General features: G+C 59.6%; 15 protein-coding genes. 5 read left to right on the top strand and 10 right to left on the bottom strand.

Annotation, left to right across the window (positions count from 1 at the left end):
* Positions 1–188: 188 nt before the first annotated feature.
* The 6 genes from LO55_RS08320 to rpmH all read right to left on the bottom strand — a co-directional run bounded on the left by LO55_RS08320 (position 189) and on the right by rpmH (position 4,792).
* Complete coding sequence (locus tag LO55_RS08320) at positions 189–770, bottom strand: DUF1439 domain-containing protein (RefSeq protein WP_071361117.1); 582 nt, start codon at positions 768–770, stop codon at positions 189–191.
* A gap of 41 nt (positions 771–811) precedes the next feature.
* Positions 812–2,191: a tRNA uridine-5-carboxymethylaminomethyl(34) synthesis GTPase MnmE gene (mnmE, locus tag LO55_RS08315; RefSeq protein ID WP_071361116.1), complete on the bottom strand. Its 1,380-nt coding sequence runs from the start codon at positions 2,189–2,191 to the stop codon at positions 812–814.
* 85 nt (positions 2,192–2,276) lie between these two features.
* Positions 2,277–3,959, bottom strand: a complete 1,683-nt coding sequence (gene yidC, locus LO55_RS08310) for a membrane protein insertase YidC (protein WP_071361115.1) — start codon at positions 3,957–3,959, stop codon at positions 2,277–2,279.
* Between the two features lie 8 nt (positions 3,960–3,967).
* The gene (gene yidD / locus LO55_RS08305) at positions 3,968–4,234 is read right to left on the bottom strand and encodes a membrane protein insertion efficiency factor YidD (protein WP_005664577.1); all 267 of its coding nucleotides are present in this window, start codon (positions 4,232–4,234) and stop codon (positions 3,968–3,970) included.
* A complete protein-coding gene (gene rnpA / locus LO55_RS08300) occupies positions 4,231–4,626 on the bottom strand; it encodes a ribonuclease P protein component (RefSeq protein WP_083415255.1) in 396 nt (131 codons plus the stop codon). Before rnpA ends, yidD begins: the two co-directional genes overlap by 4 nt.
* Before the next feature lie 31 nt (positions 4,627–4,657).
* Positions 4,658–4,792: a 50S ribosomal protein L34 gene (gene rpmH / locus LO55_RS25775; protein WP_040378179.1), complete on the bottom strand. Its 135-nt coding sequence runs from the start codon at positions 4,790–4,792 to the stop codon at positions 4,658–4,660.
* A 365-nt stretch (positions 4,793–5,157) separates the two neighbouring features.
* On the opposite strand from rpmH, the gene dnaA reads away from it, so the two are divergent.
* The 4 genes from dnaA (at position 5,158) to LO55_RS25770 (ending at position 10,791) form a co-directional block, all read left to right on the top strand.
* A complete protein-coding gene (gene dnaA, locus LO55_RS08295) occupies positions 5,158–6,579 on the top strand; it encodes a chromosomal replication initiator protein DnaA (protein ID WP_005664573.1) in 1,422 nt (473 codons plus the stop codon).
* Between the two features lie 96 nt (positions 6,580–6,675).
* On the top strand, positions 6,676–7,782 hold the full coding sequence (gene dnaN, locus LO55_RS08290; protein ID WP_005664571.1) for a DNA polymerase III subunit beta: 1,107 nt from the start codon (positions 6,676–6,678) through the stop codon (positions 7,780–7,782).
* A 71-nt stretch (positions 7,783–7,853) separates the two neighbouring features.
* Complete coding sequence (gyrB, locus tag LO55_RS08285; RefSeq protein ID WP_071361113.1) at positions 7,854–10,355, top strand: DNA topoisomerase (ATP-hydrolyzing) subunit B; 2,502 nt, start codon at positions 7,854–7,856, stop codon at positions 10,353–10,355.
* A 37-nt stretch (positions 10,356–10,392) separates the two neighbouring features.
* On the top strand, positions 10,393–10,791 hold the full coding sequence (locus LO55_RS25770; RefSeq protein ID WP_083415253.1) for a very short patch repair endonuclease: 399 nt from the start codon (positions 10,393–10,395) through the stop codon (positions 10,789–10,791).
* Between the two features lie 20 nt (positions 10,792–10,811).
* On the opposite strand, the gene LO55_RS25765 is transcribed toward LO55_RS25770, so the two are convergent.
* From LO55_RS25765 to LO55_RS08280, 3 genes are all read right to left on the bottom strand, one after another.
* A complete protein-coding gene (locus LO55_RS25765; RefSeq protein WP_083415251.1) occupies positions 10,812–11,540 on the bottom strand; it encodes a hypothetical protein in 729 nt (242 codons plus the stop codon).
* Positions 11,524–12,660 carry a DNA cytosine methyltransferase gene (locus tag LO55_RS25760; RefSeq protein ID WP_083415249.1) on the bottom strand — a complete coding sequence of 379 codons (1,137 nt, stop codon included), beginning with the start codon at positions 12,658–12,660 and terminating at the stop codon, positions 11,524–11,526. Before LO55_RS25760 ends, LO55_RS25765 begins: the two co-directional genes overlap by 17 nt.
* A gap of 431 nt (positions 12,661–13,091) precedes the next feature.
* The gene (locus LO55_RS08280) at positions 13,092–14,378 is read right to left on the bottom strand and encodes an MFS transporter (protein WP_071361112.1); all 1,287 of its coding nucleotides are present in this window, start codon (positions 14,376–14,378) and stop codon (positions 13,092–13,094) included.
* Positions 14,379–14,626: 248 nt separating this feature from the next.
* On the opposite strand from LO55_RS08280, the gene LO55_RS08275 reads away from it, so the two are divergent.
* Positions 14,627–15,058 carry a hypothetical protein gene (locus LO55_RS08275; RefSeq protein ID WP_071361111.1) on the top strand — a complete coding sequence of 144 codons (432 nt, stop codon included), beginning with the start codon at positions 14,627–14,629 and terminating at the stop codon, positions 15,056–15,058.
* Positions 15,059–15,239: 181 nt separating this feature from the next.
* Here the strand turns inward: LO55_RS08275 and LO55_RS08270 are convergent, their stop codons facing one another.
* Positions 15,240–15,764, bottom strand: a complete 525-nt coding sequence (locus tag LO55_RS08270; protein WP_071361110.1) for a nuclear transport factor 2 family protein — start codon at positions 15,762–15,764, stop codon at positions 15,240–15,242.
* Between the last annotated feature and the right edge of the window lie 97 nt (positions 15,765–15,861).

Genomic DNA, 15,861 nt, shown 5'->3' with positions numbered 1-15,861 from the left:
CAGGCGAACCCATCACGACTTTCGTTGCGTATCAGTGTGCGCCCAATGCCAGGCGGGTGCAATCTCCGCTTGGCTTCCGCAGAGCGATTTGACATGCGTGCAACGTTTGTCGCTGCATGAGCCACGGTGCACCGCCAAAAATCGTAGTGTAAAGCCAACTGTCGGCGTGCACGCTTGTGTACGCCGGCTTATTTTGCCGGCTCGAGCGTGACGACCAGGCCGCTGCGCGTGGTCTGGATCCGCGTGGGAACGAATTGCACGCCCGCATAGCGCAAGTCTTTCTGCTCGAAAGTGTAGACCGGCATGTCGCGCGCGACGGTGTCGATCAGGCCGTTGGCGACCCGGGTCAGGTGACGCTCGGCCTCGGGGTTGCCGAGCTGCAGGCGATCGACGCGCGGCTCGGCCATCATGACGGCGGCGCGGCCCGGATCGATGTACAGGCGCCCGGAAAACGCGATGTTGCCGGTCCAGGCGCGCGCGAACGGCGGCGCGACCGAGGCCTCGACGGCCAGCGCGACGCGGTCGTCCTCGGGCTGGATCGCCAGTTGCGGACGGGTGAGCTGGATGTCGAACAGTTCCAGCAGGCGCTCGTTGACGGGGAAACGCTTGTCCAGGCCGGCCTGCAGCTTGTGCAGCGGGACCTCGACCTGGCGCGGGCCGATCAGGCTGGAGCAGGACGCCAGCAGGCTGGCGCCGACCGCGATGGCGGCCAGCCTGGCGACCGTGCGCCGCATCGGCACGGCGGAATGGGGTGGCTTGTATTGATCCATATTCCAAGCCTAGCACGAGCCGGCTGGACGCTTGTTGACCGTTACTTGCCGATACAGAAGCGGCTGAAGATCACGCCCAGCAGATCGTCCGGCGTGAATTGCCCGGTGATGCTCGACAGATGGTCTTGCGCCAACCTCAGCTCTTCGGCGAACAGGTCGAGCGACTGGTCGTCCTGCATCGCGTGCTGGCGCGCCAGTTCCAGGTGTTCGCGCGCGGCGCGCAGCGCGATCAGGTGACGCTCGCGCGCCAGGTACAGCGATTCGCCGGTCTGCTGCCAGCCTGCGATGCGCAGCAGTTCGGCGCGCAGCAGGTCGATGCCGAGCTTTTCGTGCGCCGACAGATACAGGTGAACGGCGTCCGCGCTTTCGTCCTTCGACGGCTTGTGCCCCGACAGGTCGATCTTGTTCCAGATGCGCACCACCGGCACGTTGGGCGGGAAGGCCGCGACGATCGCTTCGTCGGCCGCGCTCGGGCCGAGATTCGCGTCCAGCAGGTGCAGGATCACGTCGGCCTTGCCGACCTCTCCCCAGGTGCGCTCGATGCCGATGCGCTCGACCACGTCGATCTCTTCGCTCACTGCGCGGATGCCCGCGGTGTCGATGATGTTGAGCGGGATGCCCTCGATCTGGATCGTCTCGCTCACCTTGTCGCGCGTAGTGCCGGCGATCGGCGTGACGATCGCCACCTCGGCCCCGGCCAGCGCATTCAAGAGCGAGGACTTGCCGACATTGGGCTGCCCGACCAGCACCACATTCAGCCCTTCGCGCAGCAGCGCACCCTGCGCCGCCTGGCGGAACACGTTTTCGAGCGACTCGATGATGCCGGCCAGCTGGCCGCGCGCGTTCGATTTTTCGAGGAAGTCGATTTCTTCTTCCGGGAAGTCGAGCGTGGCCTCGACCAGCATGCGCAGATTGATCGTGCCGTCGACCAGCTTGTGCACCACTTGCGAGAAGGCGCCCGACAGCGATTGCGAGGCCGACTTGGCGGCGGCTTCGGTGGAGGCGTCGATCAGGTCGGCCACCGCCTCGGCCTGGGCCAGGTCGAGTTTATCGTTCAGAAAAGCGCGGCGCGTGAATTCGCCCGGCTCGGCCAGGCGCAGGCTTGAAGCCGCGCCGGCTTCCAGCACGCGCGCCAGCAGCATCTGCAGCACCACCGGGCCGCCGTGGCCCTGCAGTTCGAGCACGTCTTCGCCGGTATAGGAATGCGGTCCCTTGAAGTACAGGGCCAGACCCTCGTCGATGATGTCGCCATTGGCGGCCTTGAACGGGATGTAAGTCGCGTGGCGCGGCGCCAGGGTCACGCCGGGGAACAGGGCGTCGACCAGGAAGGCGAGCGATTTGCCGGAGGCGCGCACGACGCCGATGCCGCCGCGGCCCGGGGCGGTGGCGATGGCGGCGATGGGTGATGTATCGAGTTTCATGAGGGCGATTGTAAGGGATACGGGATCTTCAAAAACAAAAAGCCCGCGCTTTCGAAGCGCGGGCTTTTCACGAGAAGGCTGCGAATTACTTGGCCGCGCCGCTCTCGAACTTGCGGGTGATGACCCATTGCTGGGCGATCGACAGGATGTTGTTGACCACCCAGTACAGCACCAGGCCGGACGGGAAGAAGAAGAACACCACCGAAAACGCGATCGGCATGAACAGCATCATCTTGGCCTGCACCGGATCGGTCGGCTGCGGGTTCAGCTTGGTCGTGATGTACATCGACACCGCGTAGATCACCGGCAGGATGAAGTACGGGTCGGGCTGGGTCAGGTCCTGGATCCACAGGACCCATGGCGCGCCGCGCATCTCGACCGATGCCTGCAGCACCCAGTACAGGGCGAAGAACACCGGCATCTGCACCAGGATCGGCAGGCAGCCGCCCAGCGGGTTGATCTTCTCGGTCTTGTACAGCTCCATGGTGGCCTGCTGCATCTTGGCCGGGTCGCTCTTGTAGCGTTCGCGGATCGCCTGCATCTTCGGCGTCACGACGCGCATCTTGGCCATGCTGCGGTAGCCGGCGGCCGACAGCGGGAAGAAGGCCAGCTTGATCAGGATGGTCAGGGCGACGATGGTCCAGCCCCAGTTACCCAGCATCGAGTGCAGCTGGGTCATCACCCAGAAGATCGGCTTGGCGATCACGGTCAGCATGCCGTAGTCCTTCACCAGCTCCAGGCCCGGGGTGATGGTTTCCAGGATCTGCTCGTCCTGCGGACCCGAATACAGGCGGGTGTCGTTCGACACGGTCGCGCCGGGCGCCACGGTGCCCAGCGACTGCACGGTGCCGATCGCGTACAGGTTGTTGGCGATCTTCTTGGTGAAGATGTCGCGCGGCGCCTTGTCGGCCGGGATGAAGGCCGAGACGAAGAAGTGCTGCGAGATCGCGACCCAGCCGTTATCCGCCTTGGTCGAGTGGTCGGCCTTGCCCTTTTCGATTTCCTCGAAGGTCAGCTTCTGGTACTTGTCGGCGTCGGTGTACAGGGTCGGGCCGGTGTAGCTCGGCATGAACCAGGAATCGGTGGCCGGCTTGTTGCCGTCGTGCTGCAGCTGCAGGTACAGCGATGGCTGGACCGGTGCGGCGCTGATGTTGGTGACGTCATGACGCACGCCGACCAGGTAATCGCCCTTGCGGAAGGTCAGCGTCTTGGTCAGGCGCACGCCGCCCTGCTCGGCTTCCAGCACGACCTGCGCCTGGTTGTTGCCGCCCAGCGTGGTCTGCGCCGACTTGACGGTGAACGGCGTGGTGTGGTTCGGCAGCACGCCGGCGGCGCTGGTGCCGATCAGGCCGGTCTGGCCCAGGTAGACGTTCGGGCCGTTCACATTGAACAGGACCTGGTTCTTGGTCTTGTCGAAGTGATCCGGATAGTGCAGCAGCTCGAGGCGCTTGATGACGCCGCCGACCGAGTCGATGTCGACCTTCACCACGTCGGTGGTGACGGTGACGATCTGGCTGGCTGGCGCCGCAGGGGCAGCCGGAGCGCCCGGCACGGCGGTAGCGGCAGCCGCCGGAGTACCCGGCACGGCGGCGCTGCCCGGCTGCGCGGCAGCCGGCACGTCCGACGGTTTATTCTGCTGAGCGACTTGCGCCGGCGGTTGCGCCGAGAACAGCGACTGCTTGCCGTTAGCCACCATCCAATTGTTCCAGAGAACAATCAGGGAGATGGCGAACACGATCCACAGGACAGTACGTTTATTGAATTCCATTGGAGTCTTCAGGAGTGGTTGCAACCGCAAGCGGCTGAATGGGATTCCTTGGGGCCGCCGTCTTTGGGCGGCACCGGGTCGACGCCACCCGCGTTCCACGGATGGCAGCGGCCCACGCGGCGCGCGGCCAGCCAGGAACCGCGTGCGGCGCCATGGACGCGCAGCGCTTCGATTGCGTAATTGGAACAGCTGGGATAGAACCGGCAACGCGGCCCGAGCATGGGGGACAGCAGCAGCTGGTAGCCGCGAAGCAACCAGACGAGCAGCGTCTTCATGGCGAGCCGGCCCGCGCAGGGCGCGGCTTCTGGGAAGCGAACAGGCGCGCCAGTTCCACCTTCAACTCGGCCTTCAGGGCGCGCGTGGTGGCCGGGCCATCCTTGGCGTTGACGGGACGCGACAGGCGGACGATGCAATCGACCGGCGCCAGGCTGCTCGTACGGAAAAGCTCGCGCGTCATGCGCTTGATCGTATTGCGGGTCACCGCGCGCGGCGCGAAACGCTTGGCCGCAACGACGCCCAGCCGCGCATGCGGCAGGTCGTTCGGACGCGTGTAGAGCACGAAATGCGCCGTTTTTTGCGTCGGCCGCAAACGAAAAACGGATGAAAATTCATCCGTTTTAACGATGCGCCGAACGCGCGCGAAGTCGTGCGAACCTTCGCCTGTCATCACCGACCGCAATCGATCTGCGGTGCGTGACTTAGACAGCCAGACGCTTGCGGCCCTTGGCGCGGCGAGCGTTCAGGACTTGACGGCCACCACGGGTAGCCATACGTGCGCGGAAGCCGTGCGTGCGCTTGCGACGGACGACGGAAGGTTGGTAAGTACGTTTCATGGTGGTCTCGCTTAAAGCAAAATAAGATGCAAAATCGGGTCTGACGTCGTGTCAGATTCGGCGCCGATGACAGTTTCGCTCGAGGTTAAACCAGCGTCACGCCACAGCAAGTCTTTCGTCGCCCAACCACCAGCCGCTGAAAAATCACAGCCTGGCATGGCGCACGGACGGGGAACCCTGAATTAGACTCTACTTCGCACCCTCATGTCAAGGCAGGTGTTGTTTCGCCAAGCGCCATCGTGCGAGCTTTCCAGCTTGGCAAGAGGTCGCCCCGGCTTGCCGTTTCGGTGGAAAATATGTGCAGCGCCTGTGGATAACTTCGGCCGAGACAGGTAAAATAGCGTGTTACGAATCAAAAGCGAAGTATGGAAAATTTTTGGCAGTCAGCATCCGCGCAGCTTGAGCTCGAGCTCACGCCGCAGCAATTCAGCGCGTGGATCAAACCGCTGGTGGCCCTCGACTACGAAGACGGCAAGCTGCGCATCGCTGCGCCCAACCGCTTCAAGCTCGACTGGGTCAAGACGCAGTTCGCCACTCGCATCACCGAACTGGCGGCCCAGTACTGGGAAGCGCCGGTCGAGGTGCAGTTCGTGCTCGACCCAAAGAACAATCCTGCCCGCAAGGTGGCAGACACGAGCGCGTCCGGCAATTCGGCCACGGTCGATTTCAATGCGCCGCGCCCTGCGCCCGGCGCCGACAACCCGAGCCCGTCCGCCAGCCCGAGCCCGACCCAGAACCTGAACATCGCCAACTCGCCCAAGCGCGAGCAAAGCCGCATCAACACCGAGCTGACGTTCGACAGCTTCGTGACCGGTAAGGCCAACCAGCTGGCGCGCGCCGCCGCGATCCAGGTCGCCAACAATCCGGGCGTGTCGTACAACCCGCTGTTCTTCTACGGCGGCGTCGGCCTCGGCAAGACTCACCTGATCCATGCGATCGGCAACCAGGTCATGGCCGACCAGCCGAATGCGCGCATCCGCTACATCCACGCCGAGCAGTACGTGCGCGACGTCGTCACCGCCTATCAACGCAAGGGCTTCGACGATTTCAAGCACTATTACCACTCGCTCGACATGCTGCTCATCGACGATATTCAATTCTTCGGTGGCAAGAGCCGGACGCAGGAAGAGTTCTTCTATGCGTTCGAGGCGCTGATCGCGGCCAAGAAGCAGATCATCATCACCTCGGATACGTATCCAAAAGAGATCACGGGCATGGACGACCGGCTGATCTCGCGCTTCGATTCCGGCCTGACGGTGGCGATCGAGCCGCCCGAGCTCGAGATGCGCGTGGCGATCCTCTTGAAGAAGGCGCAGTCCGAGGACGTGACCCTGTCGGACGACGTCGCCTTCTTCGTGGCCAAGCACCTGCGCTCCAACGTCCGTGAGCTGGAAGGCGCGCTGCGCAAGATCCTGGCCTACTCGCGCTTCCACGGCAAGGACATCACCATCGACGTGGTCAAGGAAGCGCTCAAGGATTTGCTGTCGGTGCAGAACCGTCAAATCTCTGTGGAAAACATCCAGAAGACGGTGGCCGACTTCTTCAACATCAAGGTCGCGGACATGTATTCGAAGCGCCGGCCGGCGAACATCGCCCGTCCGCGCCAGATCGCCATGTACCTGGCAAAAGAACTCACGCAAAAGAGTCTGCCCGAAATCGGCGAACTGTTCGGCGGCCGCGACCACACGACCGTGTTGCACGCGGTGCGCAAGATTGCTGGCGACCGCCAGAAGAATCCAGAGTGCAACCACGAGCTGCACGTACTGGAACAGACGCTCAAGGGTTGATTTTCTGCCCTTGAGCGGAATATTTGTGTTTGCCTCAGGCAATGGCACAATATCGCTTTAGTAACACACCACCTTTCAAACGTACTGAGGATAACTATGCAATTGGTCAAAACCACCCGAGATACGCTTCTCCGGCCACTGCAGATCGTGAGTGGTATTGTCGAGCGTCGGCACACTATGCCGATTCTGGCCAATATCCTCATTCGCAAGACCGGCGAGAGCGTGTCCTTCCTGTCGACCGACACCGAAGTGCAGATCACCACGCACGCCAATATCGGCTCGGGCGACGACGTGACCGGCACCACGGTGGCCGCGCGTAAACTGCTCGACATCCTGCGCGCGCTGCCGGAATCGGGCGACGTCACCATGACCCTGCAGAACAAGCGCCTGGCGGTCCAGAGCGGCAAGTCGCGCTTCGCGCTGCAGACCCTGGCGGCCGAGGAATTCCCGACCGTCTCGGTGGCCGACAGCTACAACGCCTCGGTGACCCTGCCGCAAAAGACGCTGAAGCACCTGTTCAATATGGTGTACTTCTCGATGGCCCAGCAGGACATCCGTTACTACCTGAACGGCCTGCTGCTGGTGCTGGATGGCAGCAATATCATTGCCGTGGCAACGGACGGCCACCGCCTGGCGTTCTGCCAGGTGGAGACCGAGCAGCAGTTCGAGCGCCAGGAAGTCATCATCCCGCGCAAGACCATCATCGAGCTGCAGCGCCTGCTGGAAGAAAGCGATGAAACCGTGCGCCTGGACATCGCGGCCTCGCAGGTGAAACTGACCTTCGCCGACATCGAGCTGGTCTCGAAACTGGTTGAGGGCAAGTTCCCTGACTACACCCGCGTGATCCCGAAGGGTTACAAGAACGACTTCACGATCAGCCGCGATGAACTGCTGCGTTCGCTGCAGCGCGCCGCGATCATGACCAGCGATAAATTCAAGGGCGTGCGCTGCATCATCGAGCCGGGCGTCATGAAGATCAGCTCGACCAATGCCGACCAGGAAGAAGCGGTCGAAGAACTCGAGATCGACTACGGCGGCGACGCGATCGACATCGGCTTCAACGTCACCTACCTGCTCGACGTGCTGAACAACCTGAAGTGCGACCAGGTGAACATCGCCCTGGGCGACTCGAATTCGTCGGCCCTGATCTCGATTCCCGACAATGGCGACTTCAAGTACGTCGTCATGCCGATGCGCATCTGACGCGTCGCGCGGGCCGCTTCGGCGGCCCGTATGCATTTGCCTGAACTAGATAGTCTTATAGAAAGCAGTCCATGTCCGAGAATATCCCAGCAGAAAAGCCCGCCCCACAGGCGGATGATTACGGCGCGTCCTCGATCCAGATCCTGGAGGGTTTGGAAGCGGTGCGCAAGCGTCCGGGCATGTATATCGGCGACACGTCGGATGGCACCGGCCTGCACCACCTGGTGTTCGAAGTCCTCGACAACTCGATCGACGAAGCGCTGGCCGGTTTCTGCACCGAGATCCACGTCACGATCCACTCCGACAACTCGATTTCGATCACCGACAACGGCCGCGGCATCCCGACCGGCGTCAAGATGGACGACAAGCACGAGCCGAAGCGCTCGGCGACCGAGATCGCCCTGACCGAGCTGCACGCCGGCGGCAAGTTCAACCAGAATTCCTATAAGGTGTCGGGCGGCCTGCACGGCGTCGGCGTGTCTTGCGTGAACGCGCTGTCGAAGCTGCTGCGCGTGACCGTGCGCCAGAACGGCAAAGTGCACCAGCTGGAATTCACCCGCGGCGTGCCGGTGGATCGCCTGATCGAGGTGGTCGACGGCGTGGAAGTATCCCCGATGAAGGTGATCGGCGAGACCGACAAGCGCGGCACCGAGGTGCACTTCTGGGCCGACGAAGAGATCTTCACGCTGGTGGAGTTCCACTACGAAATCCTGTCGAAGCGCATCCGCGAACTGTCGTTCCTGAACAATGGCGTCAGCATCAAGCTGAGCGACCAGCGCACCGGCAAGGAAGAACTGTTCGCCTTCGAAGGCGGCACCCGCGGCTTCGTCGAGTACATCAACAAGTCGAAGACCGTCCTGCACCCGACCGTGTTCCAGGCAACCGGCGACCGCATGTCGGACCAGGGCACGAATATCTCGGTCGACGTCTCGATGCAGTGGAACGATTCGTTCAACGAACAGGTGCTGTGCTTCACCAACAACATCCCGCAGCGCGACGGCGGCACCCACCTGACCGGCCTGCGCGCGGCGATGACGCGCGTGATCAACAAGTACATCGACGAGAACGACTTCGCCAAGAAGGCCAAGGTCGAGATCTCGGGCGACGATATGCGCGAAGGCCTGACCTGCGTGCTGTCCGTGAAAGTGCCCGAGCCGAAGTTCTCGTCGCAGACCAAGGATAAACTGGTGTCGTCGGAGGTGCGCGGCCCGGTCGAGGAAATCGTCGCCAAGACGCTCACGGACTTCCTGATGGAAAAGCCGAACGACGCGAAAATCATCTGTGGCAAGATCGTCGAAGCCGCCCGCGCCCGCGAAGCGGCGCGCAAGGCGCGCGACCTGACCCGCCGCAAGGGCGTGATGGACGGCCTGGGCCTGTCCTCGAAGCTGGCCGACTGCCAGGAACGCGACCCGGCGCTGGCCGAGCTGTACATCGTCGAGGGTGACTCGGCAGGCGGTTCGGCCAAGCAGGGCCGCGACCGTAAATTCCAGGCGATCCTGCCGCTGCGCGGCAAGGTGCTGAACGTGGAAAAGGCGCGCTTCGAGAAGATGCTGTCGTCGGAACAGATCACGACCCTGATCGCGACCCTCGGCACCTCGATCGGCCCGGACGAATTCAACGTCGACAAGCTGCGCTACCACCGCATCATCATCATGACCGATGCGGACGTCGACGGCGCCCACATCCGCACCCTGCTGCTGACCCTGTTCTACCGCCAGATGCCACAGCTGGTCGAGCGCGGCCACATCTATATCGCGCAACCGCCGCTGTACAAGGTCAAGGCCGGCCGCGACGAGCGTTACCTGAAGGATGACGTCGAAGAAGCCAGCTACATGATGACCGTGGCGCTGAACACCGCATCGCTGATTCCGCGCGAAGGCGCTGAAGCCGTGACGGGCGAGGCGCTGGCCGAGCTGGCGCGCAAGTACAACCTGGCCAACGCCATCATGATGCGCCTGGCGCGCGTGATCGACCGCGCTGCGCTGACCGCGATCGTCAGCGGCGGCGTGGTGCTGGACCTGACCACGCTCGAAGGCGCGGAAGCGTCGGCCAAGGCGATGGAAGCGGCGATCAACGATCCGGCGGTGAAGGTCAAGGTCAAGTCGGACGAGCTGTCCGAGAAGCACGGCCTGCGCATCGAACGCATCTACCACGGCAACGTGCAGGTGACCGCGATCGACGCCGACTTCGTGGCGGGCGCCGATTACACCGTGCTGGCCGATTCGGCAGCCACCTTCCAGGGCCTGATGGGCGAAGGCGCGATCGTGCGCCGCGGCGAAGGCGAGCGCATGAAGGAGTTTGCTGTGCGCGACTTCCACGCGGCGATGGAGTGGCTGCGTGAAGAGGCTGAGCGGGGCGTGAACAAGCAGCGCTACAAGGGTCTGGGCGAGATGAATCCGGAGCAGTTGTGGGAGACCACGATGGATCCGACCGTGCGTCGTTTGTTGAAAGTGCAGATCGAGGATGCCATTGCGGCGGATCAGATCTTTACGACTCTGATGGGGGATGAGGTGGAGCCGCGTCGTAACTTCATTGAGACTAATGCGTTGCGGGCGGGGAATATCGACGTTTAATACCTATTGCAATAGCAATAGGTTAATATTTTAGCCTATGAATCCAGAAGCGCGCAGTGCATTGATGGCGCGAATTGGAAGTAAAAACACGAAGCCGGAGCTCATTGTTCGCAAATTAGTGTATTCAATGGGCTATCGCTATCGCTTGCATAAGAAAGATTTGCCAGGCCGACCCGATATTGTTTTTGCTGCAAGAAAAAAATTGATTTTTATTCATGGCTGCTTTTGGCACGCTCATAGCTGCAAACGTGGATTTAAACCAAAAACTAATGTTGAATTCTGGAATGCAAAGCTTCAGAGAAATATTGAACGTGACCAGGAAACATTGAGCAAACTGAAATCGCTAGGATGGCAGTCGCTAGTCATCTGGGAGTGCGAAATAAAAGACCTGACACTCGTAGAAAAAAGAGTCAGGTCTTTTATAGAAGGAAGCTGAGTCAATATGCTCTAGCTCTACTATTCCCATCTAACGAATGGATGATCAGGATATGCCGCCAAATATTCTTGAACAACCGTCTTAAAGTTTGAAGACCAATCTTCATATATTTCGCGATTTGTTCCTAAAAAACTATCAAGAAATGTTTTAGTGATATGCGGATTATTTAAAGTAGCTCCGCGCTCGGCAATATATTGAGACCTTAATCTTAATAAGAAAAGCATTTTTTCTTGCGAAAAGTGCTTCTCCCCACCCTTTAAAACATCAGCCTCGCGCAAATAATCTGCTTTTCCCCACTGATTTTTATGAAGCTTCCGAGCATCACTAATGGTATAACTTGCCTTTTCCCCGCAAATTGCATAAAGATCGGCCATTTGAACTCGACGTGCTGCTGAAGCTGCAATTTGAAAATCAGGTAGTATTTTCTGCTCGATCGACGCTACCCAAGGCTCAATGTCATTAGGGCTCAAGCATAAAGTCTTCTGAAGCTCGGGTCGCCCGCCTCTTGAATAATATCCAATTATCCAGAAATGAGACCGCCATTTTCGGATATGTTCGATACCGACATCACGCGCAGTAGACACAGTGGAGCCAGTTGTCGACTTGACTTCTACTGGCACCAATAATGTTCTGTCACCTATCTTTATTTTAAATGTTGCATCCGTCCCACCCCTTTCATGACCGGGAGTCCAATGCAAATTAAAGGTACGACATAATTCTCTCTCACGTTGATCATCCTGCACGGTCATCTGCTCTCCTTAATGCTGCCGCAACACTTGTTGCAACTGCATATGCTACAGGAGGACAGACAGAATTTCCAATTTGACCTAAAATTTGATAAGCAGCACCCTCAAATACCCAGCTTTGAGGGAACCCTTGTAATATCCCGCAATCAGTTCCCGAAAGACGGTAATGCCCATTTTCTGGAGGATAAACAATGGCTTGCGCTCTGGAACGTTGTACTCCGTGAGGCCAGATTTGTAGGCTGTTCCATATATTCATAGATGCTTTGCTATTTACGACGCTGGTCGTATTTCGTGGCCCAGTAAAGCCAGAACGAAGAGTTGGAACCACGCAGTCAAAGCCGATATCGGGAAGCCCGAGGGAGTATCTTGCAGTATTCTTAGGCAAAAGATGGGCCTCATCGCCGTGAGTCGGCAACGGAATAACAAAATTCTCAAAATCTTCGACCTCGAGGAAGCCGACAAAGAAAACTCGCTTCCTCGCTTGGGGAACTCCAAAGTCGTCTGCTTTTAAAACAAACATTCTTATTTTGTAGAAAGCACGAAGCGGCTTAAGGATAAATTCCTCAACGAATCCGCTAAATTTCTCGTCTAGCAATCCTGGAACATTTTCAGCAATGAATGCCCTTGGCTGAACTTCCAAAACACACCTAACGAATTCAGGCCACATGTTCCTAGGGTCGTCAATGCCAGCCTGACGTCCAGCAATAGAGAATGGCTGACAAGGGGGACCACCATGAATTACGTCAACTATGCCACGATAATTTCGCCAATCTACCCCGCGCACGTCTCCTGCCACACCGCCAAACACTTCCCATGTAGGACGATTTGAGGATAGTGTTTTCGCTCCAATTTCAAGCAACTCATATGAGGCCACATGCGTAAATCCGCCACGCTCAAATCCTAAATCTAGTCCTCCACCACCTGAAAATAGTGACAATGCAGCTAATCCATTAGTTTCTGCTTGAGGCATCAGCGTTTCAGGGTTGAGCCGCGGTTCATGCATGCCTTCATCTTCATGCAGATTATCAATCGCGCGCTGAAGTAGTTCAATTTTTCTCTGCTGCGAACGACGTGAAGTTTCACGATAAACTTGACGTTGCTCATCAGTTAAATCATAAGGCATATTTATTCCTATTAATCCAACAACCTTCAAAAGTTATCGAATTGAATATTACAAAAATTATCTAAAATTGTTTTTCTGCAGCAAGAATGTTGATGTGCAATCAATTCCTGTGGAAGACTTGCTTGAACGTTCACTGCAATACCTGCTATTACATCCGAACAGCATTATCACTTAGATCGTTAACCCCTGTACAGAAGAAAATACTGTATATATGAACAGTATCAACCTTGACAAGCCGGCCAGTCACGAAGATTTGCTAGCTGACAACTATCAGGGTCCTACTACAGAAAAATTGCCTTAAAAGCAATTCTTCGTAAAGCTGACATGTTGAGACATTGCACGCCTTTACCGTAGCGCTAGATCTACGATCAACGCATGTGACAGACTAAAATAGTTCTACTCTTCAATTTATTACAGCCCTCTTTCGCTAATCAATCTTGCTCGGGTATCGGCCGAACCACCAGGAACTGGTACGACATCGCGCCAAGGAAAGCGATGCCGGCGCCCGTCAGCAAGGCCGGCACGAACGACCAGCCCTGAGCGATATAGCCGGTCAAGATCGGCGCCAGGGCGCCGCCGATAAACCCGCCAAAATTTTGGATCGCCCCTAGCGAGGCAACCCGGCTGTGTGGCGCCACCGCCGTCACCAGCGACCACGAACAGGCCGACGCCGCATTCGCCAAGAAGATCACAACCGAGATACAGGCAATCGCCGCGGTATTGCTCTCGACCAGCGCGGCAGGAATCGTGAACGCCACCATCCCTAGCATCGACAGCACCACCGCCGACCGCCGTCCCGCGACGACCGATTTCGCACGGCGCGTGATCTGGTCCGACGCCCAGCCGGCCGACAATGCGCCCAGGAACCCGCACAGGAAGGGAATCGTCGCCGCCACACCGACATAGGCCACGTCCATATGACGTTCCGTACGCAGATACCCCGGCAGCCAGGTAAGGAAAACCCAATTCAAATACACCGACCCAAAGAAGCCAAGCAGCATCCCCCAGGTGGCGCGCTGGCGGAACAGCGCACGCCAGGACGCGAAGCCCGTCGCCGGCGCAGCCTCCAGGGTCTGCCCTTCATCCAGATAAGCCCGCTCGGCGGCGGTCAACTCTTCGCGCACCGGGTCGCGATACAGCATGACCCAGACGATGGCCGCGACGATGCCCAGCGCGCCGGTAATGAAGAAGGCCCAGTGCCAGCTGGTCGCGGCGATCAGCGGCGACAGGCACAAAGGCGCCAGCGCGAAGCCCAGTGGCGAGGCCGAGTTATAGATGCCGGTCGGCGTGCCGCGCGTTCGCAAGGGGAACCAGTTGCTCACCACCCGCGCCGCAGCCGGGAATTGCGGCGCCTCACCGATGCCGAGCACGACGCGCGCCAGCACGAACCAGCCAAAGGTGGAGACGAGTCCACCTGCAGCCTGGGCCAGCGACCAGATCACCAGTCCCGCACCGAGCAGCCAACGCGGCCCGATCTTGTCGACCAGGGCGCCCACCGGCAACTGGCACAGCGCATAGCTCCACGAGAAGGCCGACAGCAGCACGCCCATTTCGCCGAGCGAGAGGCCAAGGTCGGCGCGGATGAATTCATTGGCGACGGCGAGCGTGGCGCGGTCCAGGTAGTTGATGACGCCGGTGACGACCAGCAGGGCCAATGCCAGATTCTGGCGGTAGCGAATGCGCGCAGTCGCGGCCAGGTGAGTAGGGGTAACGTTCATTTCGGGATGGTATCAAACGACACCAGCGACCGGTTACGCCTTTTTTGCCATGGCACGTTTGCAACACAGCGACAACAAGGCATAAAACTCGTGCTACCATCCGCTCCGGGCTATGCAGGATGCCCACTCTCGCGAAAGCCAGCGCACCTGCCAACGTCCACGACGTGACCGTTTCTCAGGAGTTCGATCCCTGTTCATTCACTGATGCCGTAGCGAGAGCGGCCAATACCATGTGAAAAGGACTTGGCATGCGCCTCCATCGAAACACCCTTCCAGACACCAATACCGATTTCCTGCGTCGCCACGCCCGCGCCATGCTGCGCAGCGCCCATTCGGACCAGCCTAGCAAAGCCTTGCCCATCGTGCGCCGCGTGCATGCGGCTGGAAAGACAGCGGACACGCGCGTCACACAGCTCTACCACGCGCGCACGACGCTGCAGCTCAAGCACATGTTCCGCACGCTGGCCGCGGAGCTGGGCTACGCGACCTGGGATGCCTGCAAGCGCGATATCGACCGCCGTCCGCCGGAAGTGCTCGACCGCTTCCGGCTCGATCTCGGCGCGTTCGGCGACCATGAGCACATCTGGTTTGCGGACAAGCCGACCGCCGCGGCTTGGCAGCGTGAACACGGCGGGCGCATGGTCGAGTATGGAAAGCAGGCTGTCGTGATGCCGGCCTGAGTATAGCGCTGTTAAGTTTAAAGCAGCCACGACGTCGTTCCCGCGCAGGCGGGAACCCAAGGCTGCGAACGTCGTCGAAACGCGTGAAAAATTAGGTTCCCGCCTGCGCGGGAACGACGTTCATACGCTAACTGAAGAACGATTTTCCACTTTACTTAACGCCATTACGGCCTGCATGGGTTTATTGCGAAGCCGGCACACGCCGCAACACGTCGTCATACGGCGCCAGGTCCAGATAGGCCGTCACCTCAATCGCACGGCTGCCTTGCATGCGGAAAATCCAAAGATAGCTGTTGCGATAAGGCTTGCCGTCCTTCGCCACCGCTTCGCCGTCCCATTCGATGACGACGTGATCGCCATCGGCCCACAGGTTGCGGATCGTGGGCCGGATCTGGCGTTGCAGGCGGGTCGACAGCGGCATGACCGCGCCGTCGATCAATTCCTGCTTGCCGCGAAGCACGCGCGCGGTCGGGCTGCTGCCCTTGATGGTCCAGACCACATTCGGCGCCAGCATGTCGTCGAAGAACGTCCGTCCGCCGGCGGCCCAGGCAGCGAATGCTTTATTAACCGCTTCCTTGTTGGCTTGCGCTTGCGCCGAGCCGCTGTCGGCACGCGCCGAAGACGCAGACCACACCAGCGCAGCTATCAACACCCAGGCAGCCGCCCAACGTGACGAACCACCCGAACCGGATCGAAAGAATTTCATATCGCACTCCCTGATGATCGTTGAATGGGAAGGCCATCCCGGCTCTTCCGCTTCCGGCTAGTGTGCAGCGCACGCGCCGGCGCGCGGTAGCTCGATC

This window comes from Massilia timonae (assembly GCF_001866515.1).
In the GTDB taxonomy this organism is placed as follows: Bacteria; Pseudomonadota; Gammaproteobacteria; order Burkholderiales; family Burkholderiaceae_D; genus Telluria; species Telluria timonae.
Note: the sequence above shows the minus strand (reverse complement) of the source record. Positions and strands in the feature narration are given on the sequence as shown.